The following is a 19,250-nucleotide window of genomic DNA, read 5'->3' on the forward strand; positions in this document are numbered from 1 at the left end:
TAGCTGGTGGGTTTCTGATCAATTTGGCGTTATGATACTGAAAATTGGATAAGCTTGGACAACCCTATCCTGTAAAACATAGTTTTAGCCAACAAGGTTAAAGTGTGCCGAGAAAGCACATATTAAAGAGGAAGTTTACTACCATAAATTATTCTAATGTAGTATACTTTTGAGAATGCTATTTGAAATAATAGTATTAAATTTTCTTACTAATGAGGTGTTTGGGATGCGTTTAGAACAATTATATTATCTGGTGGAAATTTACCAAGCCAAAACAATTTCCTTAGCCGCTGAACGGGCCCATATTTCTCAACCAGCACTAAGCGCAGCCATCAGTAAATTAGAAGATGAGTTAGGGGTACACTTATTAAAAAGATCCAATCAGGGTGTTTACCCTACGGATATAGGTGAACTAATTATTGCCAAGGCCCAAGAAATTATTGATACTATCGAGGAAATCAAAAGAATAGCACAAAGTAATACTGCGGAGTTAAATGGCAATATATTCATAGCGGCTGACCCCGGGGTTAATATCACTTTTATGCCGGATTCACTAACAAACTTTAAATATAATCATCCTAAAGTGAACATTCTGCTAAAGGTAGGCGAATCCAACAATATACTGCGTGATATCCAATCAGGCAAAGCTGACTTTGGCATTATCCTAAAGACCGATGAACTAATGAAGGCAAAGGACCTTAACCAAAGGGAACTTTTTGAAGATGAATTAGTATTAATTGCAGGTAAAAACTGTCCCATTGCGAAAAAGAAAACAATTACTCTCGAAGAGGCCATGGCGCAGCCGATTGTTTTATATAATACTGAATACGTTACAAATTGTGGTGTATCCAGTATATTAAAAAAATACGGTGATATAAATGTACTTTTTAGGGTAGATAATTTAGAGATGTTGGAAAAGATTTTGCGGCAGGGAGATTGTGTTGCCTTTGTACCCAAGTTTATGGCTGATGAATATGTTAAGTTCAGTGAAATTGTTGCGGTATCGATTAGTGATATCCCGTTGCTGATTACCATAGTGATCATCTGGTCAAATCGCCATCATCTTTCAATGGTAGAAAAGGAACTTATTAAGGGAATTATGGCAACTTGTTGTGATGTGAAATAGATTAATAGTATAGCTATAGTGAAACCAGGTCAATGTACCTGGTTTTTTTGCCTTATCAAAACATATAGTCAGATCTATTGTCAAATGCTCATTTATAATAAGCATCCATTATACCCCATATAAGCATTTGATATAGCTAAAATGTAAAATATTGGTCAAACTGGAAAGGTTTTTGGTAAAAAAAGTAGAAATTACACCAAAAATGCAAGGAAAAGGTGCATTTATTAAAAAATAGGATACAGTTATAGTTTGTTTAACATGTAACCTAGTAGAGAGAAAAAGAGGAGGATACTATCAATGGGGAACATACTAACGATTAAGAATAAGTTAGTTATCTTACTACTAACAATTGCGTTAGTTCCTACAATTATTTGCAGTGGTATAATTTTGTTATATCTGCAAAAAACCGTACAACAAGATTTTATTGAGAGCACGACTGGACAAATTCAACAGGTTAATAATGCAATTAATCTATTCTTTCAGGGAATAGATGAGAGCTGTCAATTCCTTTCCACTAACGAACATGTGCAAAATGCGGATAGTACGATAACTTCTTATGTGGCAACAGACGGTGATGCAGACGGGTTAATCTGGATGAAACCTTCCTTAAGCAGTGGCTTAGAGAAAAAAATATACGATGTCTATGCTGATTTTGCCGAAACACATCCCAAGGTGCAATATGTATATATGGCTACCACCCAGGGGAACTATGTCCAATGGCCAGATGGTAATATAATGAAAAATTATAACCCCACAGAAAAGCCGTTTTACAAACTTGGTATGGAGAGTAAAGGAAAACCACTCAGAACAAACCCTTACTTCTTTCCTGCAGATAAAATATTTATCATCAGTACAGCAATCAGCATAACCAATTCAGCAGGTCAAATAGTTGGGGTTCAAGGACTAGATGTCAGCTTAGAAAGTGTAACTGATCTGATAAAGGATATAAAAATAGGTAAAACCGGCTATATCATCATGACTGATGGTGATGGCAACATTATAGCCCATCCCCAAAACAACGAAATGAATGGCAAAAGTATCAAGGAGTTAAAGGTTGTTGAACTAAACGATGCTCTCCAACAAAAAACAGGAAGTTTTGCAGCAAAGATTGATGGGAAGGATTGCTTGGTAAATATCTATACATCGCAAGAGACTGGCTGGAAATTTATCGCGATAGCAGAAAAAGCAGAGCTAATGACCAAATATGCCAGTATGTTAAAATTCCTTATGTTGATCTTGGGTGTGTTCTTGTTAGCGGCAGTTTTACTAGCAATACTATTCTCAAACAGAATATCGAAACCGATTATTACTGCAGCCAATTTTGCTAAAGAGATTTCTCAAGGCAATCTAAAGGCGGCCCCCATTGCTCTGACACTACAGGATGAAACTGGCTTATTAATTAATTCATTAAATAAAATGCAGGAAAATCTTACCCAAGTTATAGAGGGCATACAAAATTCCAGTAGTGAGTTGATTTTATCAACCCAAAATCTTTCCGCTCACGCCCAACAAACTTCAACTGGATCATCTGAAACAGCCGCTACAGTAAGTGAAATCGCAGCTTCTTTAGAGCAGGTAGCGAGTAATGCACAACAAGTAGCAGATTTATCGGAAAAGGTTTCAAAGGAAGCGGATCAAGGCTCCCAGGGTGTCGAGCAAATAACGGGTCAAATTCAAAACATAGCTTCTTCAAACGACAATGCATCAAAGATGGTAGGGGAACTATCGAATACTTTAAACCATGTCAATCAGATTGTCGAATTGATTACGAATATTGCGGATCAAACGAATTTACTTGCTCTCAATGCAGCCATTGAAGCAGCCAGGGCTGGGGAACAGGGCCGAGGTTTTGCCGTAGTTGCGGAGGAAGTAAGAAAGCTGGCCGAACAATCCGGTATTGCTGCCAAGGATATAAGTGAATTAATATCGAGAGTTCAAATAGAGTCGCATAAGGTAGTACAGGCTATGGGTGAAGGTAACAGACAAGTTAAAGAAGGGGTTATGGTTGCTGAACAAGTTGGCCAAAACTTTAGGGGGATTATTAACTCCATCGAAGTATTAGTGGAGCAAATTCAAAGTGTTGCAGCTGCCTCCCAACAGGTCTCCGCTGGGATACAAAATGTTACGGCCACTGCTGAAGAGCAAACTGCTGCCATGGAGGAAGTATCAGCGGCTACTGAACAACTCAATCGAATGGCGGCCAATTTAAATAAAATGATTGAACGGTTTGAAAAATAAAGGGAAATCCCTAGCAGTTCAAAAGCTTATTTTCAGTTTATTGAGAATAAGCTTTTGAAATTTGAGGCTAACTAATCCCGAAAAATTTATTCTGTATGTTTAGCAAGTCTGCAGATAAGTAGGCTTGCTTTGTTATATAATGAAATATTTTGATTTGTACTCAGCTAGCGAAACCGTGCTTGTTCAGGCCATTGTCAACAGACATCACGGTAAATTCGACAAAACAATTTGTTGTGAGCTCACAACGATCTCTTGTTTGTCGTAAAGGTGACAGGTAAGTATGATTGTAATAGATAGTTCTTTCACATATCAACATGTAAGGAGGAACAGGATGATTGCATTTTTTAAGAACCCTTTCTTGCACTGATAATTAATAATGTAAGGAGTGATAAGATGTCTATTCATGCTGAATCAAATACTGCTAGACGGAAAAACAACTATTTTGACAACATACCAGTTAGCAGGCAACACCTATTACTCTTTATCCTCATCGTATTATCCTATTTCTTCGAACAATTGGATAACAATAACTTTGCCTTTATCGCTCCAGCTATCGTTAAAAATGGGTTTGTTACGCAAGCACAGATCGGTACGATCACGGGTATCTATTTCCTTGGCATGACCTTGGGCGGATTCCTGGGCGGTATCATTTCCGACCTGATTGGCCGCCGAAAAACCTTTCTCATGTCGATGTTGATCTTCTCTTCTGCGTCGATCCTTAACGGACTAACCAATAGTTTTGAAATGTTTGTCTTTGCCAGAGCAGCAACCGGTTTCGGCATCTTCATGATGATGGTGACCTCCATTGCTTATATTTCGGAAATGTCTCCCGGGGAAAGCCGCGGCAAATGGCAGAGCATCACTGCTGCAGGCGGTTTCTGTGCTATGCCTGTGATCGGTATCATCTCCAGAGCGATCATCCCAATGAGTCCTGATGCCTATCGGATCATCTTCTATCTAGGCGGTGCAGGCTTCATCACCTTTTTACTTGGACTAAAATACCTCAAGGAATCCCCCCGCTGGTTGGTTGCCAAAGGGCGGGTTGCTGAAGCTGAACAAGTAGTCAAAGAGCTTAGCGGTCATGATATTGACCTGAGCGAGGTTGCGAAGAATGTTCCGCCAAAAGTTAACGCTTGGGATCAGTTTATCGGAATGTTCTCCGGCAAGTATATGAAACGTACATCAGTCCTTCTCCTCTTTGGTATTCCGGCTAATATTTGTGCTTTCGTTCTGGCTGTTTGGATTCCGACCCTGGCCGGCATGAAAGGATTTACCATGGAACAGAGCTTGAGTATCGGTGTTGCCTTTATGGCCGGTGCCCCAGTGGGTATGTTCTTATTCTCCTTCTTCTCAGATAAAGGCGGCCGTAAGATTCCGTTGGCTATCGGAGTTATGTGTACAGCGGTTGCAGCTATGGTGTATGCCTATGTTGGAAACAGCTATATTTTGACCATGGTCGTTGCTTTTATCTTAAACGCCTTTGTCATGGGCTACGGTTTCGTTGCGATGGCGTATGTTCCAGAGCACTATCCAACCCAAATGCGCAATACTGCAGTGGGTGCTATCAATGGTTTCCAGCGTCTGGGTGTTTCCTTCTCCCAGCCCTTTATCCCAATTATCGCGACCACTTATGGTGTTAAAGGTCTGTTCATCGGTATTTTCGTAGTCTACACATTTGCTGCAGCAGTCGTATTTTTTCTCGGTCAGCGCACCGGTGGTATTCCGCTGGAACAAATCGAGTAGTCTAGCTACAGCGATAAAGTTGTTCCAGACGTAAAAAAACGGATCTGTGTAGCATACACTACTGCAAGGATTTTAGCAATGTATTAAAATCAAGAATGTGAAAGCCATAACAATAATGCTATAAATCGAGTAAAAAGTTTTTTGACAGCCCATCAACTAATTGATATGTTTAAAAATATTTAAGGGAGGTAACAATCATGGGTTTACCAACAATTCATCCAACAGGGACTACTGTGTATAATCCGGAGAAAGCTTTTAATGGTTATACTATCTTCCAAGCCGCAGAACTGGGTGCCATGTTAATTAACATGAATGGTAAGGAAGTGAAGCTGTGGAAAGGTTTGCATGGCTTCCCCAACAAAATGTTACCCGGTGGTTATGTACTGGGCCACAGAGGTGCTAGGGATACTAAATTTGGTTATCAAGACAATGTTGATTTGGTGCAGGTTGACTGGAATGGTAATGTGGTTTGGGAGTTTAATCAGTATGAATTTATCGAAGATCCAGGTAATGAACCTCGCTGGATGGCTAGACAACACCACGATTACCAAAGAGCAGGCAATCCCGTAGGCTACTATGTACCTGGTATGGATCCTAAGACCGATTCCGGTAATACATTAATCCTGGCCCATAAAAACGTCTACAACAAAAAGATTTCTGACAAAAAATTACTGGATGATACCATCATTGAAGTGGATTGGGAAGGCAATATTGTCTGGGAATGGAACTGCAATGAACACTTTGACGAGTATGGTTTCTCCCAGGCCGAAAAGAATGTGCTTTTCAGAGATCCCAATATGCATGAATGTGGCGGCGGTATGGGCGACTGGATGCACATTAACTCCATGTCTACCCTAGGTCCTAACCAATGGTACGACCAGGGTGATGAAAGATTTCATCCCGACAATATTATTTGGGATGCTAGAGAATCCAACATTACCGCCATTATCAGCAAGGAAACCGGTAAAGTAGTTTGGAGACTTGGCCCTGACTTTACGGCCACCAAAGAGTTAAGAAAACTGGGTATTATCATTGGCCAACACCATGCCCACATGATTCCCAAAGGCTTACCCGGTGAAGGTAATATCCTGATTTTTGATAATGGTGGTTGGGCAGGCTATGGCTTACCCGGTCAAACCACTCCCTATGGCACCAAGGCCTATCGGAGAGACCATTCCAGAGTTCTGGAAATTGACCCCATCACCTTAAAAATTGTTTGGCAGTATACTCCAACCGAAGCAGGACATTTGCAACCGTACCATTCCCATCACTTCTATAGCCCATTTATCAGCAGTGCCCAAAGATTGCCCAATGGTAATACTATGATTACCGAGGGTTCTGGTGGTAGATTAATCGAAGTGACTGCAGATCATGAATTGGTTTGGGAATATATCTCTCCCTACTGGGGTAAAAAATTCAAATTGAACATGGTCTACCGTGCTTACCGCTTACCCTACGAATGGGTTCCTCAATTGGAAAAACAAGAGGAGGTAGCCATTCCGCGGGTGGAGGTTACTACCTTTAGAATGCCCGGGGCAGCTCCTCTGGGGTGCGATGATGAAACTGAAGTTGCAGGTACCCTAGGATATGGCGAGGTAGATGGCTTCTGTGTAACCACCGTCGAGGAAGAAGCACCAACTGACGATGATAATGATGATGAAGGTATCATTCGCATCTAAGGCCCTTAGAGGGAAAAGGAGGGAATAAACCTTCCTCAGAGTGTTGAGAAAGTGAATGTTATAGATATATGAAGAAACAGCCATAAACCATAAAATTGCGGTTTATGGCTGTTTTTATGGTATAATGGAAGAAAATGCAAGATTGTAGTGGTAAATGGGGTTGCTATATCTACTATTTATAAACAGTATAATTATACTGTTATGGTGGAGTTCTTCGGATAACCTTATAATATAAATTAAGAAAGAATAAGAAAAAACAGGTTTTTTGTAATATACACTACCGACAGGGATAATTCTTTTTGTTACAATATACGTAAAGAAGGCTATGGGCGGGTACTGGTAATGGACATTGTGAATGTTTTACTTTGAACTTGCTAAACCTAAAAATATTTACTACACGGAGGAAAGCATAATGAATCAGTTAGTCCAATTAAGACAAGAGATTGCAAAGATGAGGCTAGTGGATCTGGCTAAAGAACATGGCAAGGATTCATCTAGGGTTAACAACTACCGGCGGAAAATGGGTGATATGATTACTACAACGAAGGAATTAGATAAAGCACCTGTAAAGCAAAAGAGAGAACCCGCGGCTAACAAGGTAGAACCTCACAGATGGGCAGGCAATTACTAGAGTGGTTCCGGTGTTAGAAGAAGATTTAAAAGAGGCTGGTCCTAAAGGGCACTTCATGTACCTTTTGGAACCAGCCTCTTTGCTGTACCATTATATTTTTTGGACTAGGTCCGGATATTTCAAATCTTTTTTCAATAATTTCTTTTCACTCATCCATTGGAGGATGTTATTGACATCTTCCTCTGTGGGAACCTGCGGCTTCGGATATCGCTGCAGGCTATAATCCTTAGCAATGGGTTCAGGGATATTCACATTTTTCACCATTAATTGCTTATATTGATCGGGATGATTGTTTAAATCTTCCACTGCTTTGGCATAAGCACGATAGAAACCAGCCACGGCAGCTTTCTTTTCGTCCAATGTTTTTTGATCAAAAAGTATCACAGCTTGAGAAAGGTTGCGGGTGGTGTCTTGGGCAATCACGGTGGCACCTTTAAACTCGGCAAAGGTTACCATGGGATCGGGAACTGTAATGGCATCAATTTGCTTGTTAAAAAGCATTTCCATACGCAGAGGAATCTTGGGTACAGAAGTTTTCTTTACTTCAGAGGGGTCTATGCCTGCGTCCTTTAGCAAGCCGTCGGAAACGTATTCAATAATGGAATTGTGAGAAATACCCAAACTTTTTCCTTTTAAATCAGCTAGGGTCTTAATCGTAGATCCAGGAGCTGCAACAATGGCAAACCTTCCTTCTTGCGGGGTGGCACCCAGAGTGATGGAGGTCATCTTAAGGTCTAACCCAGTATCCTTCATCAGAGTTGCCACAATCATGTCGGTAACCATGCCATTGAGTTGTCCTGATTGCATGGCATTACCTTGTTCCACAGCACTTTGGAAGCGAATAAGCTCCACCTGGAGGTTTTCCTGGGTAAAATAACCGTTCTTCTCGGCTACTACCATTGGCATAATATCCTCAATAGGTAGCACGCCGATTTTTAAGGGCTGTTTTTCTGTTTTGGGGGGTGCCTTCTTTTCCTGGGCACAGCCGGCCAAGAGAGTTACAACCAGCAATAATATCAAAACCATGGTAAACTTTTTCCCAAACGCCACTTTCCGGTACCTCCTAACCAATCCCTTGATTTAATAGAATGAATATTGGTTCATTTTATTAATCTTATCTTAAAATCTACTAGGCTGAAAGTCAATAGCTTTGGGGAGGGATAAGCAAATTTAGCCAGTTATCTGATAGAGAAGGAAAAGTCATAAAAACAAAGAAATGTATAAAATCAACAAGCAAAACTAACAACAATTTCTAAGGGGATTACATACCATGTCACAATCTACGGAAAATCTAAGTTCTTTTAAAATCTGGTTGCTGGCTATGCGACCCAAAACCTTACCCGCCGCCATGGGGCCAGTAATAGTGGGTACCGCAATGGCCGTTGGTGATCAAGCTTTTGCTTTTCTGCCAGCTTTAGCTGCCTTGCTGGTGTCGCTGCTCTTGCAGATTGGTTCTAACCTAGCGAACGATGTTTTTGATTTTAAAAAGGGTAAGGATACCGAGGAAAGAACCGGACCGCTGCGGGTTACCCAGGCGGGGCTCCTCACACCCGGTCAGGTTATGAGTGGTATGGGGGTTGTCTTTGCCTTGGCTCTGGCTCTAGGGCTTTATCTTGCCTGGGTGGGTGGTTGGGTAATCCTCGCCCTGGGGATTGCCGCCATTATCTCAGCCATTGCCTATACCGGTGGGCCTTATCCCTTGGGCTATCACGGGTTGGGCGAAGTGTTTGTCTTTATTTTCTTTGGGCCAGTGGCGGTCTGTGGCACGTATTATGTGCAAGCGGGCTATGTCAGTGCTGCAGCTTGGTGGGCGTCTCTGCCGGTGGGATTTCTAATTACCGCTATTTTGGTTGTGAACAACTTCCGGGATTTACCTCAGGACAAAAAAACAGGCAAAAGAACCATCGCAGTGAGGTTAGGTCCCAACGGTACGAAAGGTGAGTATTTTCTTTTACTAGCTGCTTCCTTTGCCGTGCCCCTAATCATGTGGCTGCAGGGAATTGCCTCCGGCTGGGTCCTTTGTGCCTGGCTGTCCCTACCCTTTGTTCTACCGCTCATTCAGGATATTCGGACCAAACAGGGGAAACCCCTGAACGCCACCCTGGCCGGAACTGCCCGCTTATCACTCTTTTTTAGTATTTTGTTGTCCGCCGGGTACCTTTTGGGAAAAATTACGTAACCATAAGCCTAAAGATGAATCCAAGAACATAGGAATTTTTCGGCTTGATCCAGCAGCACGTAAAGGAAAAAGCCCATTAATCCCATCGCAATAATACCGGCAAACATTTCTTCATAATTCATTCGGCTTAAGCAGTCCATAATAAAAAAGCCGATACCGGTTTGGGTGGCATAGGTTTCAGCCAGAAAGAGCACTGCCAAGGCAGTCCCTAACCCCAGTCGGAGGGAGGTTAGGATGGCCGGCAGACAACCGGGCAGATAAACGTGGCGGTACAGATCCCAAGAACTGGCGCCCAGGGATTTCATGGAAGAAACATATTCCTTTTTCATGTTTTTGGCGGCATCACGGGTGGTTACTAAAATTTGATAAAAGGTGATGAGTGTAATTAAAAGGATTTTGGAGCTATCGCCGATGCCTAACACAATCAAAAAAATAGGCATAAATACCACCTTGGGAATCGGGTAGGTTAAATAGAGCAGCGGTGCTACTTTATTATCAATTACCGGGTCCTTACCCAGGAGTATTCCCAGCGGCACCGCCAATAGGGTAGCCAGTAATAGGCTTAGGAGTACCCGATAGAGGCTCACCCCAAGGTGAAGCAGAAGTTCTCCCCGGAGGCTTTGCAGCAAGCTTTGCCCAGCATCCAGAGGCAGTGGCACCGCAGGGCTTTTTAAGCCCAAGGAAAGCAGCCACCAGAGCAGCAAGAGGATGGCCACCGAGGCCAAAAAGGCAAGGGCTTTTTCAGCTTTTTTAAACGCCTGCTGCATACTTTTTCCTCCTGTGCAAATAAGAACGCAATAGATTACACATCTCTAAAAAGGGGATCTTCCCCCGCAGTTCGTAATCTCCGGCCATTTCATTTTCCACTATTTGTTCAATATGTCCCGGTCCTGGCGACATCACAAAGATTCTGTGCCCTAGGAAGACGGCCTCTTCAATATTGTGCGTAATGAGCAAAATGGTCAATCCGGTTTCCTGCCAGATTTCCAGGAGAAAATCCTGAATTTCTTCCCGGGTGAGGGCATCCAGAGAAGAAAAGGGCTCGTCCATCAGCAGCAGTTTAGGTTCCAGGACCAGAGCCCGGGCAATGGCAACACGCTGCCTTTGGCCGCCGCTTAGTTGAGCGGGATATCTTTTGGCCAGAGGCAAAAGGCCCAGTTTGTCTAAAATCATGGTTGCTTGGCTTTGGATTTCCCGCGGTGTTTTTTTTCTCAGTTGTAATCCCAAAATCACATTATCCCAGACCGTCTTCCAAGGGAATAACCCATATTCCTGTAAAATGAGGGCTGTTTCACCACCGCCCCGCGGGGCCTGGCCGTTGATTAGTACCTGGCCGGCATAACGGTCATTTAGGCCTGCCAGTACGTTAAAAAGCGTGCTTTTGCCGCAACCGGAGGGACCGATGATGACTCCCGTTTTACCCTGGGAAAGGGAGAGATCAACAGAATCCAGGGCCGTGATTGTCTTGCCCCGCTGTAAATACTCCACATGTAAGGATGCTATGGAAAGATAATCAACTGACATCTCCTTTTCCCATTCCCTTCAAATTATATTTCATGAGCGTTGCAAAGGCGGCCTCCAAATCTTCGGGTTTACCCTCCCGCAGCCAGTTGATAATCACCTGCCGGAAGCTCCCCACAAAGGCGAGAGCTGTGACAAAGGTATCCTCATGGGGTATTCTGTCCTGCTTTTTCAATTCATCCAGATCTTCTTTGGTAAGCTTAATCAGTTCATTTTCAATGTCGATGAGCTTGGCATTAAAGGCATTATTAACTCCTGGTACTTGGACCAGGAGTATTTTAGCCATGTTTTTTTCTTTCACAAAGAGTTTAATACAGGCTTCCATAGATGCTTGCAGCTTATCAAAACCATCGGTAAAATGGGCTCGCTCATGCTTGATGCACTCCAGGAGTTCATGAAACATCTCTTCTACGATCATCGTAATGAGGGCATCTTTATTAGTGAAATACAGATAAAAAGTGCCCGTAGCGATTTTAGCCTTTTGGGCAATGGTTTTAATGGAAGTGCCCTGATAGCTGTTTTCCGCAAAGACTTCCCGGGCGGCCTTTAGTATTTCTTTTTTCTTAGATTGGAGTTTTTCCATAACTTTATTGGTTTGCCGGTAGGCCATTCTCAAATCACGTCCTAAGAGTACAAATATGAATTAGCATTCATTGTTTCTATTTTATGCAGGTTCTTTGCAGTAGTCAACGTTTAGTGCGGCTGCCTGTAATTACAATTTCACCTGCTCTCAGGAATTAAAACAAGGATAGATGCTCCCTGGCTTGGGCAGCTTCAATGACTGTGTTAAGCCCCAAACAAAAAGGCCGCTATCGGCTGTATTGTTTGTGTATAAACGAGCATTATTAAAATCAAACTGAACTGAATTTGAATTAAATTGAACAAAATAGTACTGATAGGGCCTTACTTTGTTATCTAAGAAGATGCTTATAAAAAACCAGTGCTTGACCCTGGCGTAGCGGTCAACACTGGTTTTTTATAAGCAGTATACCGCAATAAACAATGATTTGTTGTGTCGTCACAATGACTGTTTGTTTGTCGGGAATGGGACTCTTGTGTAAGATTGTATTAAAGATAATTATCACATACACAAAACGAGCTCGCAGTCAGAAATGTTCAAAGGGGAGGATAACTTATGCAAAAAAGTATTGATATCAGTATCCCACAGGGGATTCCCTTAACCAATAGTAGCGTTGATGTAAACTCAGGTGCTGCCATTAAGAACAACTACTTTGACGGGTTACCGGTTTCCAGGGGTCATTTTGGTCTTTTCCTAATTATCGTTTTGGCCTATTTCTTTGAACAATTGGATAACAACAACTTCTCCTTTGTAGCTCCGGCTCTGATTAAATCCTGGGGCATCACGATGGAGGATATCGCGCATATTACTTCCTTATATTTTGTAGGCATGACCCTGGGCGGCTTGTTGGGCGGCGTTATCTCAGACTTTATTGGGCGTAGAAAAACATTCTTAGCCAGTATCGTAATATTTTCCGTAGCCTCCATTGCCAACGGATTTGCTAGCAATTTAACAATCTTTGCGATTTCCAGAGCAATCACGGGCTTTGGGATCTTTTGCATGATGGTGGTATCCATCGCCTATATCTCTGAAATGAGCCCTGGGGAAAGCCGGGGGAAATGGCAGAACATCACGGCTGGCTTTGGTTTCCTGGCCATGCCTGTGATTGGTGTTATCGCCAGGATGGTTGTTCCGATGCACGATGAGGCTTGGCGCTATATCTTCTGGATGGGCGGTTTAGGATTAATCGGTTTTCTTTTTGGCCTAAAGTACCTGAAAGAGTCTCCTCGCTGGTTGGTAACCAAAGGACGGGTGGCAGAAGCAGAGCAAATTATGTTTGAGTTAACTGGTCGCCGGGTGGATTTAAGTGAGGCGGCTAAAAAAGTACAGCCTCGGGAAAATGTGAAAGAAGTCCTTATTGGTATGTTTAGCAGAAACTATATTAAGAGAACCATTGTTTTGTTAATCTCCTTTTTTGGTAGCTGTATTCCAGGATTCATGTTTATGGCCTGGACGCCAACTTTGTTACAACAAAAAGGGTTTACCCTGGAACAGTCTTTATTTGCAAGCTCCCTCATTATTCTGGGTGCTCCGATTGGTTGTATTCTATCCTCCTTTGTTTCTGATAAAGGTGGCCGGAAAATCCCCATTGGTGTCATGGCTCTCTGCTTTGCTGCATTAGCAATGGTTTTTGCCAACCTTGGCAACAATCTAACCCTTCTGATTCTGGTAGGTATGGGTATGAACGCTTTTAACTTAGCCAGCAGCTTTACCTTGTTTTCCTATGTAGCTGAATCCTACCCCACTAAGATGCGAAATACCGCCACGGGATTCCATAACGCCATGGGACGTTTATCAGTGGCCGGGTCTCAACTGATGGTACCGGTGATCTATGCTAAATTTGGTTTTGCCGGCGTGTTTACTACCATAGCTACCTGCCTGATTATCTTAGGTCTTACTGTTTTAATCTTTGGTGAACGGACTGGCGGTAAGTCATTGGAAGAAATAACGTAGGTAAAAAGCCCTTTAGACAATAAAAAAGAAGGCTGATTAAGGGAAACCAAGATCAGCCTTCGGACTATTTTTTACGATTTACGATCGTAGCTACATGAGCTTTCAAGATGCTGATAAACGCCTCTGTGGCCGCTGACATTGAGCAGGAGGCGGGTACAAAACAGCCATAAAACGTTTTAACTGCTTCTTGAATGGGGATGGTAATCAGGGAATCATCCTTTAACAGTCTGGTGTCTGTGGAGGAGGAAATACCCACTGCCTGACGGTTGAGAATGGCATTTTTATATAGTTCTACGGAATTGGTTTTCACAAGAATGTTAAGTCGTCTTACATCTGGAAACATTTCACTGATGATCTTTAAATAAGCTGCAAAGTTGTAGATGGCCAGGGATTGTTGATATAACTCAGCTATTGTTAGACTTTTCTTTTTGGCCAAGGGAGAATTGCTTGCGACCACGGCGATCATATCACTTTCCAAGAGTTTTTCATAAGTGCCTTTACAGCTTAGGATTAGTTCGTTGAACTGAAACTCTGGCAGGATAAACAGACCTATATCAACGTCACAGTTGTTAATATCACGGATAATTTCCGGCGGTTGATCCTCCTGAATGTGAACCTCTACGGCAGGAAATTGTTTTTGAAATAAGTCCAGAACATCCGGCAGTACGTTGTTGATAATAAAGGGAACCACGCTGATAGTCAGCTTACCGGATAAATTATCTGGATTAACTAGGGAGTAGGGTTGGACACTTTTTAGTAATTCATCATATTTTTCAAGAATTTCTTTGGCTTTAGCCACGGCTACTTCACCAGCTTCGGTGAGGGTAACACCCTGACGGTGGCGATTTAGCAGGGGGACTTTGAGGTCATTTTCCAGCCGCACCATGATTTGGCTTAAACCCTGCTGGGAAATAAAGAGTCGTTTGGCCGATAGCGTGATGGATTTTGTTTGCGCCACGTCAACCAGATATTGAAGATGATTGATATCCATAGCATCACACCTCAGTAAAAAGTACTTTAGCCTAGCGAAAGTATAAAATTATCCGCCATGCATAGGGGCAACTGGCTTCCGCCGCTGTTGAACATAATCACGGACAAGTAAACAAGCCAAGTTTTAGTAAAGAAATTTTTGTTAATTAAGAGCTAGCTTATCATAACCCTGCTTACTAAACAAGTTAACTAAATTTATATGTGTGTTAATGGAAAGACAATTTTTGTATGTCAATTGAAGGACAACTTTTCAACTTTCACGTCTCATAGTAGTGTGCACTACCGATTTGCCGCTTAGTATATGCTAATCTTAAGCTAATAAAGCAGTGAAAACTTTCTCAAAGGTATTTGCCAAATAAAGTACTAGAAAAGTGTAGAAAGGAATGTTTGAACATGACTAAACCAATTGCAGAATTAATTTTCCTGAGTGAGATCCACTACTTTCATGAGCATACCTGGGCCAACGTTGAAGGTGATCTGGTGAAGGTTGGTATTACAGATTTTGCACAGGATAGCCTGGGTAATATTATCTTTGTTGAGCTACCCAATGTGGGTGAGACTTATAGCAAAGGGGACGAGTTTGGCCAAGCTGAATCCGCCAAGACGGTTTCTGCCCTCTACATGCCTGTTAGCGGTGAAATTGTAGGGGTTAACAGTGAATTAGAAGAAGCTCCCCAACATGTCAATGAAGATCCCTATGGTGCCGGTTGGATGATTGTAGTTAAGCCCAGCAACCTGGATGAAATAAAAGAGCTTCTCTCCAAAGAAGATTACCTGAATCAAATTAAATAATCGGCATTCGACCGGAAAATATCGAACTTAACGGAAGGAGATGGCTTAATGGGTTTCACCATCTACACAGCCACTGGCTGTACGCGTTGCAAAATCATTAAACAGCTTATGAATGAAAAGGGCATTGCCTTTGAAGAACAGGATATGAAGGCGGCAGGGAAAGAGGCTTTTCAAAAGTTTTATGCAGCCAACCGGAAGGCCATTTTTCGTGGTCCCGACGGTGTAGAATTCCCTCTGTTACACGATGGTATCACCATTCGTCAGGGTATCGGCGCCTGCGTCGCTTACCTCCTTTCCGGCACCAAGCTGGATGGTTTCTTTAGTGTAGGGACCCTGCATAAGGAATGGGTGGATGGCATCCATGTTTCTGGTGGCAATCCGGAATATACGACTGAATTTTTAGCAGCTTTACAGTACATCAAAAAAGGTAACAACATGAAGCTACAATTGGATACCAATGGCCTAAACAGTGCTATTTTAGAACAAATCCTAGCCCAAGATCTGGCCGATGTAGTGATCATGAATGTACTGGGCCCCAAGGAACTGTACAGCCAACTGGCAGGGGAAGCTGTTAATATCACCGAGGTTGAAAAATCTCTGTCATTGGTAACGAAGTTTCCCGAGTACAAATTGCAAACCACGGTTGCTCCTGTGGTACGGGAAGATGGAGAAATTAGCTATTTAACCACCAAAGAAATTGGTGCCACAGCCAAGTTTATTGCCGAAGCCACGGGCAGTATGAAGAATCCTTACCTAGTAAAATTATTTAAACCGAAAGAATGTAAAGATGAACGTTTTAAAACCATAGAAGCAATGCCTGCAAACGCCCTGCTGTCTTACCGTACAGCGGCCAGAACCCACCAAGTATTTGTGGAAATTGAAAAGAATTAGTCATTAACCCTTAATGATAAGGAGGCAAACCACATGAGTTACCCAACCGTATACCCAACCGGGGTTACTGTGTACAATCCGAAAAAAGCCTGGAATGGTTTCACCATCTTCCAAGCCAGAGAACAAGGTGCTCTACTTATTGATATGAATGGTACCGAAGTAAACTTTTGGCAAGGTTTACACGGTTTCCCTAACAAAATGCTGCCCGGTGGCTATGTTTTTGGTCACCTGGGAGAAAGAAATAACAACTTTGGTATGCAGGATCAGACCGACTTAGTACAGGTTGACTGGGAAGGCAATGTTGTTTGGAAGTTTAATCAGTATGAATTCATCGAAGATCCCGGTGAAGAACCCCAGTGGATGGCCAGACAACACCACGATTACCAGCGTGAAGGCAACCCTGTGGGCTACTATGTACCTGGTATGGAGCCACTGGTGGATCAGGGGAATACTCTGATTTTGGTGCATAAAAATGTTAAGAACCCCAAAATTTCGGACAAATTATTGCTGGATGATGTTATTATTGAAGTGGACTGGGAAGGTAACATTGTTTGGGAATGGGCTTGCAACGAACACTTTGATGAATTCGGCTTTGATGAAGCAGCCAAAAATATCTTATTCCGTAATCCTAATATGAGAACCTCCGGTGGTGGCATGGGTGACTGGATGCACATCAACTCCATGTCTGTACTGGGTCCCAATAGATTTTACGATGCTGGTGATGAGCGTTTCCATCCCAATAACATTATCATTGATGGCCGGGAAACCAACATCATTTGTATTATCTGCAAGAAAACCGGTAAGATTGTTTGGAAATTAGGCCCTAACTATGATAGCAGCGAAGACCTGAAGAAAATTGGCTGGATCATTGGTCAGCACCACGCCCACATGATTCCCAAAGGTTTGCCTGGGGAAGGCAACATCCTAGTCTTTGATAATGGTGGCTGGGCCGGTTATGGTATCCCGAACCCTTCTTCTCCCACCGGAGCGAAGAACGCCCTGCGTGATTACTCCCGGGTGTTGGAAATTGACCCCACCACCTTGAAGATTGTTTGGCAGTATACCCCTGCGGAAGCGGGTTTCCTGATGCCAACCGATGCTGAAAAATTCTATAGCCCTTATATCAGCAGTGCCCAACGTCTGCCTAACGGTAACACGCTAATTACCGAGGGATCTGACGGACGTGTCTTTGAAGTTACTGCAGGCCATGAGCTTGTTTGGGAATACATCAGCCCCTATAAGGGTGAAAAGATGCCTACCAACATGGTGTATCGTGCATACCGTTTGCCCTACGAGTGGGTACCTCAAGTGGAGCGTCCTGTGGAGGTTGCCATCGAGCCTGTGGAGGTAACTACCTTCCGGCTACCCGGTGCAGCTCCCATGGGTGCTAAAAAAACAACCGTGATTGAAGGCACCCGTCCTTACCAGGGCGACAAGGCTCTGTGCGTTGCTGCAGGGGATGAAGCAGAAGAATAAGTACAGATGGGGGGCTACCAGCCCCCCATTATTTAAATGAAAACCTACCAAGTAGAGGGAGGCAAAAGTATGACTTATCAAGCTGTGGTTATCGGCGGTGGTCCTGGCGGTTATGTGGCTGCCATTCGTATTGCCCAACTGGGCGGTAAAGTTGCCGTGGTAGAAAAGGATAAATTGGGCGGTACCTGTCTCAATAGAGGATGTATTCCTACCAAATCATTGATTGCTGCGGTGGACAAACTGAAAGCAGTGGAGGAAGCTGCTGAATTTGGTATTGAAGTGGGCAAGCCGGTTATTGATTTTGGTAAAGTCCAGGCCAGAAAAGCAGAAGTGGTGGAGAAGCTGGTGGGCGGTATCAATTTCTTATTTAATAAGAATAAAGTTGAGCTATTTAATGGTACTGCTAAAATTAAAGCTCCCGGTCTGGTGGAGGTTGAAAATAACGGTGAAACCCAGGCATTACAGTGTGCCAACATCGTGATTGCCACTGGCTCCAGCCCAGCTTTAATTAAGTCATTAGGTTATAACGGCACCACCATCATCACCAGTGAAGAGGCATTGCAATTAGCTGAAATACCCAAGAGCCTGCTCATTATCGGTGCTGGCGTAATTGGTTGTGAATTTGCCCATATTTATGGTACTATGGGAACGGAAATTACCATGGTAGAAGCAGCGCCGAGCATCTTATCCTTGCAGGATAAAGATATATCCCGTCGTATGCAGACCATCTTTAAGAAGAAAAAATTTAACATCAAAACCAATGTGACCATTAAGAAGATAGAAGAGGTAGCGGACGGTATCCAGGCTGAATTGGCCAACGGCGAGATCATTACGGCCGAAAAAGCCCTGATTTCCATTGGCCGTACGCTCAACACTCAAAACCTTGGCTTAGAAGAGGCAGGCATTGCCTTGGGTGAAAGAGGGCAGATTTTAGTCAATGATCAAATGGAGACCAACATCAAAGGTATTTATGCCATTGGTGATGTGGTGATGAAATACCAACTGGCTCACGTAGCATCGGCCCAAGGTATTGTCGTGGCTGAAAATATTATGGGTAAAGCATCAACAATGGATTATAGTGCTGTGCCGAGCTGCATTTTCACTAGCCCCGAGGTAGCTTCCGTCGGCCTGACCGAGCAACAGGTGAAGGAAAAAGGTATTCCTGTCAAAACCGGCAAATTTAACTTTATGGCCAATGGCAAGGCCCTCAGCATGGGTGAAGGGGAAGGTTTTGTCAAGGTTGTGACCAATGCCGAAACTGACGTAGTAGTAGGTGTGCATATTATCGGTCCCCATGCCTCGGATTTAATTGCCGAAGCCACTTTGGCAGTAAAAAATGGTTTGACCGCTAAAGACCTGGCAGTAACTATCCACGCTCACCCCACCTTGGCGGAAGCCATGATGGAAGCTGCCGAGAATGTCCATGGCTTGAGTATTCACGGCTAAACAGA

General features: G+C 43.1%; 16 protein-coding genes. 11 read left to right on the top strand and 5 right to left on the bottom strand.

Going from position 1 to position 19,250, the window contains the following annotated elements; all coding sequences use genetic code 11:
* Positions 1 to 226: 226 nt before the first annotated feature.
* From BUA78_RS08155 to BUA78_RS08175, 5 genes are all read left to right on the top strand, one after another.
* Positions 227 to 1,126, top strand: coding sequence for a LysR family transcriptional regulator (locus tag BUA78_RS08155; protein WP_072913038.1), 900 nt, complete (start codon positions 227 to 229; stop codon positions 1,124 to 1,126).
* 297 nt (positions 1,127 to 1,423) lie between these two features.
* A complete protein-coding gene (locus BUA78_RS08160) occupies positions 1,424 to 3,364 on the top strand; it encodes a methyl-accepting chemotaxis protein (RefSeq protein WP_072913041.1) in 1,941 nt (646 codons plus the stop codon).
* Positions 3,365 to 3,757: 393 nt separating this feature from the next.
* Positions 3,758 to 5,107, top strand: a complete 1,350-nt coding sequence (locus BUA78_RS08165) for an MFS transporter (protein ID WP_072913044.1) — start codon at positions 3,758 to 3,760, stop codon at positions 5,105 to 5,107.
* A 197-nt stretch (positions 5,108 to 5,304) separates the two neighbouring features.
* Positions 5,305 to 6,786 carry an aryl-sulfate sulfotransferase gene (locus tag BUA78_RS08170; RefSeq protein ID WP_072913046.1) on the top strand — a complete coding sequence of 494 codons (1,482 nt, stop codon included), beginning with the start codon at positions 5,305 to 5,307 and terminating at the stop codon, positions 6,784 to 6,786.
* Between the two features lie 412 nt (positions 6,787 to 7,198).
* Positions 7,199 to 7,417, top strand: a complete 219-nt coding sequence (locus BUA78_RS08175; protein WP_072913049.1) for a hypothetical protein — start codon at positions 7,199 to 7,201, stop codon at positions 7,415 to 7,417.
* 90 nt (positions 7,418 to 7,507) lie between these two features.
* Here BUA78_RS08175 and BUA78_RS08180 read toward each other — a convergent pair whose 3' ends face one another.
* Positions 7,508 to 8,467 (bottom strand): ABC transporter substrate-binding protein, encoded by a 960-nt coding sequence (locus tag BUA78_RS08180; protein ID WP_238456764.1) that lies wholly within the window; start codon positions 8,465 to 8,467, stop codon positions 7,508 to 7,510.
* Between the two features lie 220 nt (positions 8,468 to 8,687).
* Here BUA78_RS08180 and BUA78_RS08185 point away from each other — a divergent pair, with 220 nt between their 5' ends.
* Positions 8,688 to 9,596 (top strand): 1,4-dihydroxy-2-naphthoate polyprenyltransferase, encoded by a 909-nt coding sequence (locus tag BUA78_RS08185; RefSeq protein ID WP_072913051.1) that lies wholly within the window; start codon positions 8,688 to 8,690, stop codon positions 9,594 to 9,596.
* Between the two features lie 8 nt (positions 9,597 to 9,604).
* Here the strand turns inward: BUA78_RS08185 and BUA78_RS08190 are convergent, their stop codons facing one another.
* The 3 genes from BUA78_RS08190 to BUA78_RS08200 are packed head-to-tail and all read right to left on the bottom strand — an operon-like array spanning position 9,605 to position 11,727.
* Positions 9,605 to 10,363, bottom strand: a complete 759-nt coding sequence (locus BUA78_RS08190; protein WP_072913054.1) for an ABC transporter permease — start codon at positions 10,361 to 10,363, stop codon at positions 9,605 to 9,607.
* Positions 10,347 to 11,120, bottom strand: coding sequence for an ABC transporter ATP-binding protein (locus BUA78_RS08195; RefSeq protein WP_072913057.1), 774 nt, complete (start codon positions 11,118 to 11,120; stop codon positions 10,347 to 10,349). Before BUA78_RS08195 ends, BUA78_RS08190 begins: the two co-directional genes overlap by 17 nt.
* A complete protein-coding gene (locus BUA78_RS08200; RefSeq protein WP_072913059.1) occupies positions 11,110 to 11,727 on the bottom strand; it encodes a TetR/AcrR family transcriptional regulator in 618 nt (205 codons plus the stop codon). Before BUA78_RS08200 ends, BUA78_RS08195 begins: the two co-directional genes overlap by 11 nt.
* Positions 11,728 to 12,252: 525 nt before the next feature.
* Here BUA78_RS08200 and BUA78_RS08205 point away from each other — a divergent pair.
* Positions 12,253 to 13,650, top strand: coding sequence for an MFS transporter (locus tag BUA78_RS08205; protein WP_084082349.1), 1,398 nt, complete (start codon positions 12,253 to 12,255; stop codon positions 13,648 to 13,650).
* Between the two features lie 64 nt (positions 13,651 to 13,714).
* Here BUA78_RS08205 and BUA78_RS08210 read toward each other — a convergent pair whose 3' ends face one another.
* Complete coding sequence (locus BUA78_RS08210) at positions 13,715 to 14,641, bottom strand: LysR family transcriptional regulator (RefSeq protein ID WP_072913062.1); 927 nt, start codon at positions 14,639 to 14,641, stop codon at positions 13,715 to 13,717.
* A gap of 392 nt (positions 14,642 to 15,033) precedes the next feature.
* Between BUA78_RS08210 and gcvH the strand changes: the two genes are divergently transcribed.
* The 4 genes from gcvH (at position 15,034) to lpdA (ending at position 19,245) form a co-directional block, all read left to right on the top strand.
* Positions 15,034 to 15,432, top strand: coding sequence for a glycine cleavage system protein GcvH (gene gcvH / locus BUA78_RS08215; protein ID WP_072913065.1), 399 nt, complete (start codon positions 15,034 to 15,036; stop codon positions 15,430 to 15,432).
* Positions 15,433 to 15,480: 48 nt separating this feature from the next.
* A complete protein-coding gene (locus BUA78_RS08220) occupies positions 15,481 to 16,323 on the top strand; it encodes a glutaredoxin family protein (RefSeq protein ID WP_072913068.1) in 843 nt (280 codons plus the stop codon).
* A gap of 33 nt (positions 16,324 to 16,356) precedes the next feature.
* On the top strand, positions 16,357 to 17,799 hold the full coding sequence (locus BUA78_RS08225) for an aryl-sulfate sulfotransferase (protein ID WP_072913071.1): 1,443 nt from the start codon (positions 16,357 to 16,359) through the stop codon (positions 17,797 to 17,799).
* Positions 17,800 to 17,868: 69 nt separating this feature from the next.
* Positions 17,869 to 19,245 (top strand): dihydrolipoyl dehydrogenase, encoded by a 1,377-nt coding sequence (gene lpdA, locus BUA78_RS08230; RefSeq protein WP_072913074.1) that lies wholly within the window; start codon positions 17,869 to 17,871, stop codon positions 19,243 to 19,245.
* The last annotated feature ends 5 nt before the right edge of the window (positions 19,246 to 19,250 follow it).

Source organism: Desulforamulus aeronauticus DSM 10349, assembly GCF_900142375.1.
GTDB lineage: Bacteria > Bacillota > Desulfotomaculia > Desulfotomaculales > Desulfotomaculaceae > Desulfotomaculum > Desulfotomaculum aeronauticum.

Excerpts from the sequence above, each read along its gene's own strand:
- BUA78_RS08205 (WP_084082349.1), top strand. The coding sequence starts at position 12,253 with ATGCAAAAAAGTATTGATATCAGTATCCCACAGGGGATTCCCTTAACC.
- BUA78_RS08190 (WP_072913054.1), bottom strand. The coding sequence starts at position 10,363 with ATGCAGCAGGCGTTTAAAAAAGCTGAAAAAGCCCTTGCCTTTTTGGCC.
- BUA78_RS08195 (WP_072913057.1), bottom strand. The coding sequence starts at position 11,120 with ATGTCAGTTGATTATCTTTCCATAGCATCCTTACATGTGGAGTATTTA.
- BUA78_RS08160 (WP_072913041.1), top strand. The coding sequence starts at position 1,424 with ATGGGGAACATACTAACGATTAAGAATAAGTTAGTTATCTTACTACTA.
- BUA78_RS08170 (WP_072913046.1), top strand. The coding sequence starts at position 5,305 with ATGGGTTTACCAACAATTCATCCAACAGGGACTACTGTGTATAATCCG.
- BUA78_RS08200 (WP_072913059.1), bottom strand. The coding sequence starts at position 11,727 with ATGGCCTACCGGCAAACCAATAAAGTTATGGAAAAACTCCAATCTAAG.
- lpdA (WP_072913074.1), top strand. The coding sequence starts at position 17,869 with ATGACTTATCAAGCTGTGGTTATCGGCGGTGGTCCTGGCGGTTATGTG.
- BUA78_RS08220 (WP_072913068.1), top strand. The coding sequence starts at position 15,481 with ATGGGTTTCACCATCTACACAGCCACTGGCTGTACGCGTTGCAAAATC.
- BUA78_RS08175 (WP_072913049.1), top strand. The coding sequence starts at position 7,199 with ATGAATCAGTTAGTCCAATTAAGACAAGAGATTGCAAAGATGAGGCTA.
- gcvH (WP_072913065.1), top strand. The coding sequence starts at position 15,034 with ATGACTAAACCAATTGCAGAATTAATTTTCCTGAGTGAGATCCACTAC.
- BUA78_RS08210 (WP_072913062.1), bottom strand. The coding sequence starts at position 14,641 with ATGGATATCAATCATCTTCAATATCTGGTTGACGTGGCGCAAACAAAA.
- BUA78_RS08185 (WP_072913051.1), top strand. The coding sequence starts at position 8,688 with ATGTCACAATCTACGGAAAATCTAAGTTCTTTTAAAATCTGGTTGCTG.
- BUA78_RS08225 (WP_072913071.1), top strand. The coding sequence starts at position 16,357 with ATGAGTTACCCAACCGTATACCCAACCGGGGTTACTGTGTACAATCCG.
- BUA78_RS08155 (WP_072913038.1), top strand. The coding sequence starts at position 227 with ATGCGTTTAGAACAATTATATTATCTGGTGGAAATTTACCAAGCCAAA.
- BUA78_RS08165 (WP_072913044.1), top strand. The coding sequence starts at position 3,758 with ATGTCTATTCATGCTGAATCAAATACTGCTAGACGGAAAAACAACTAT.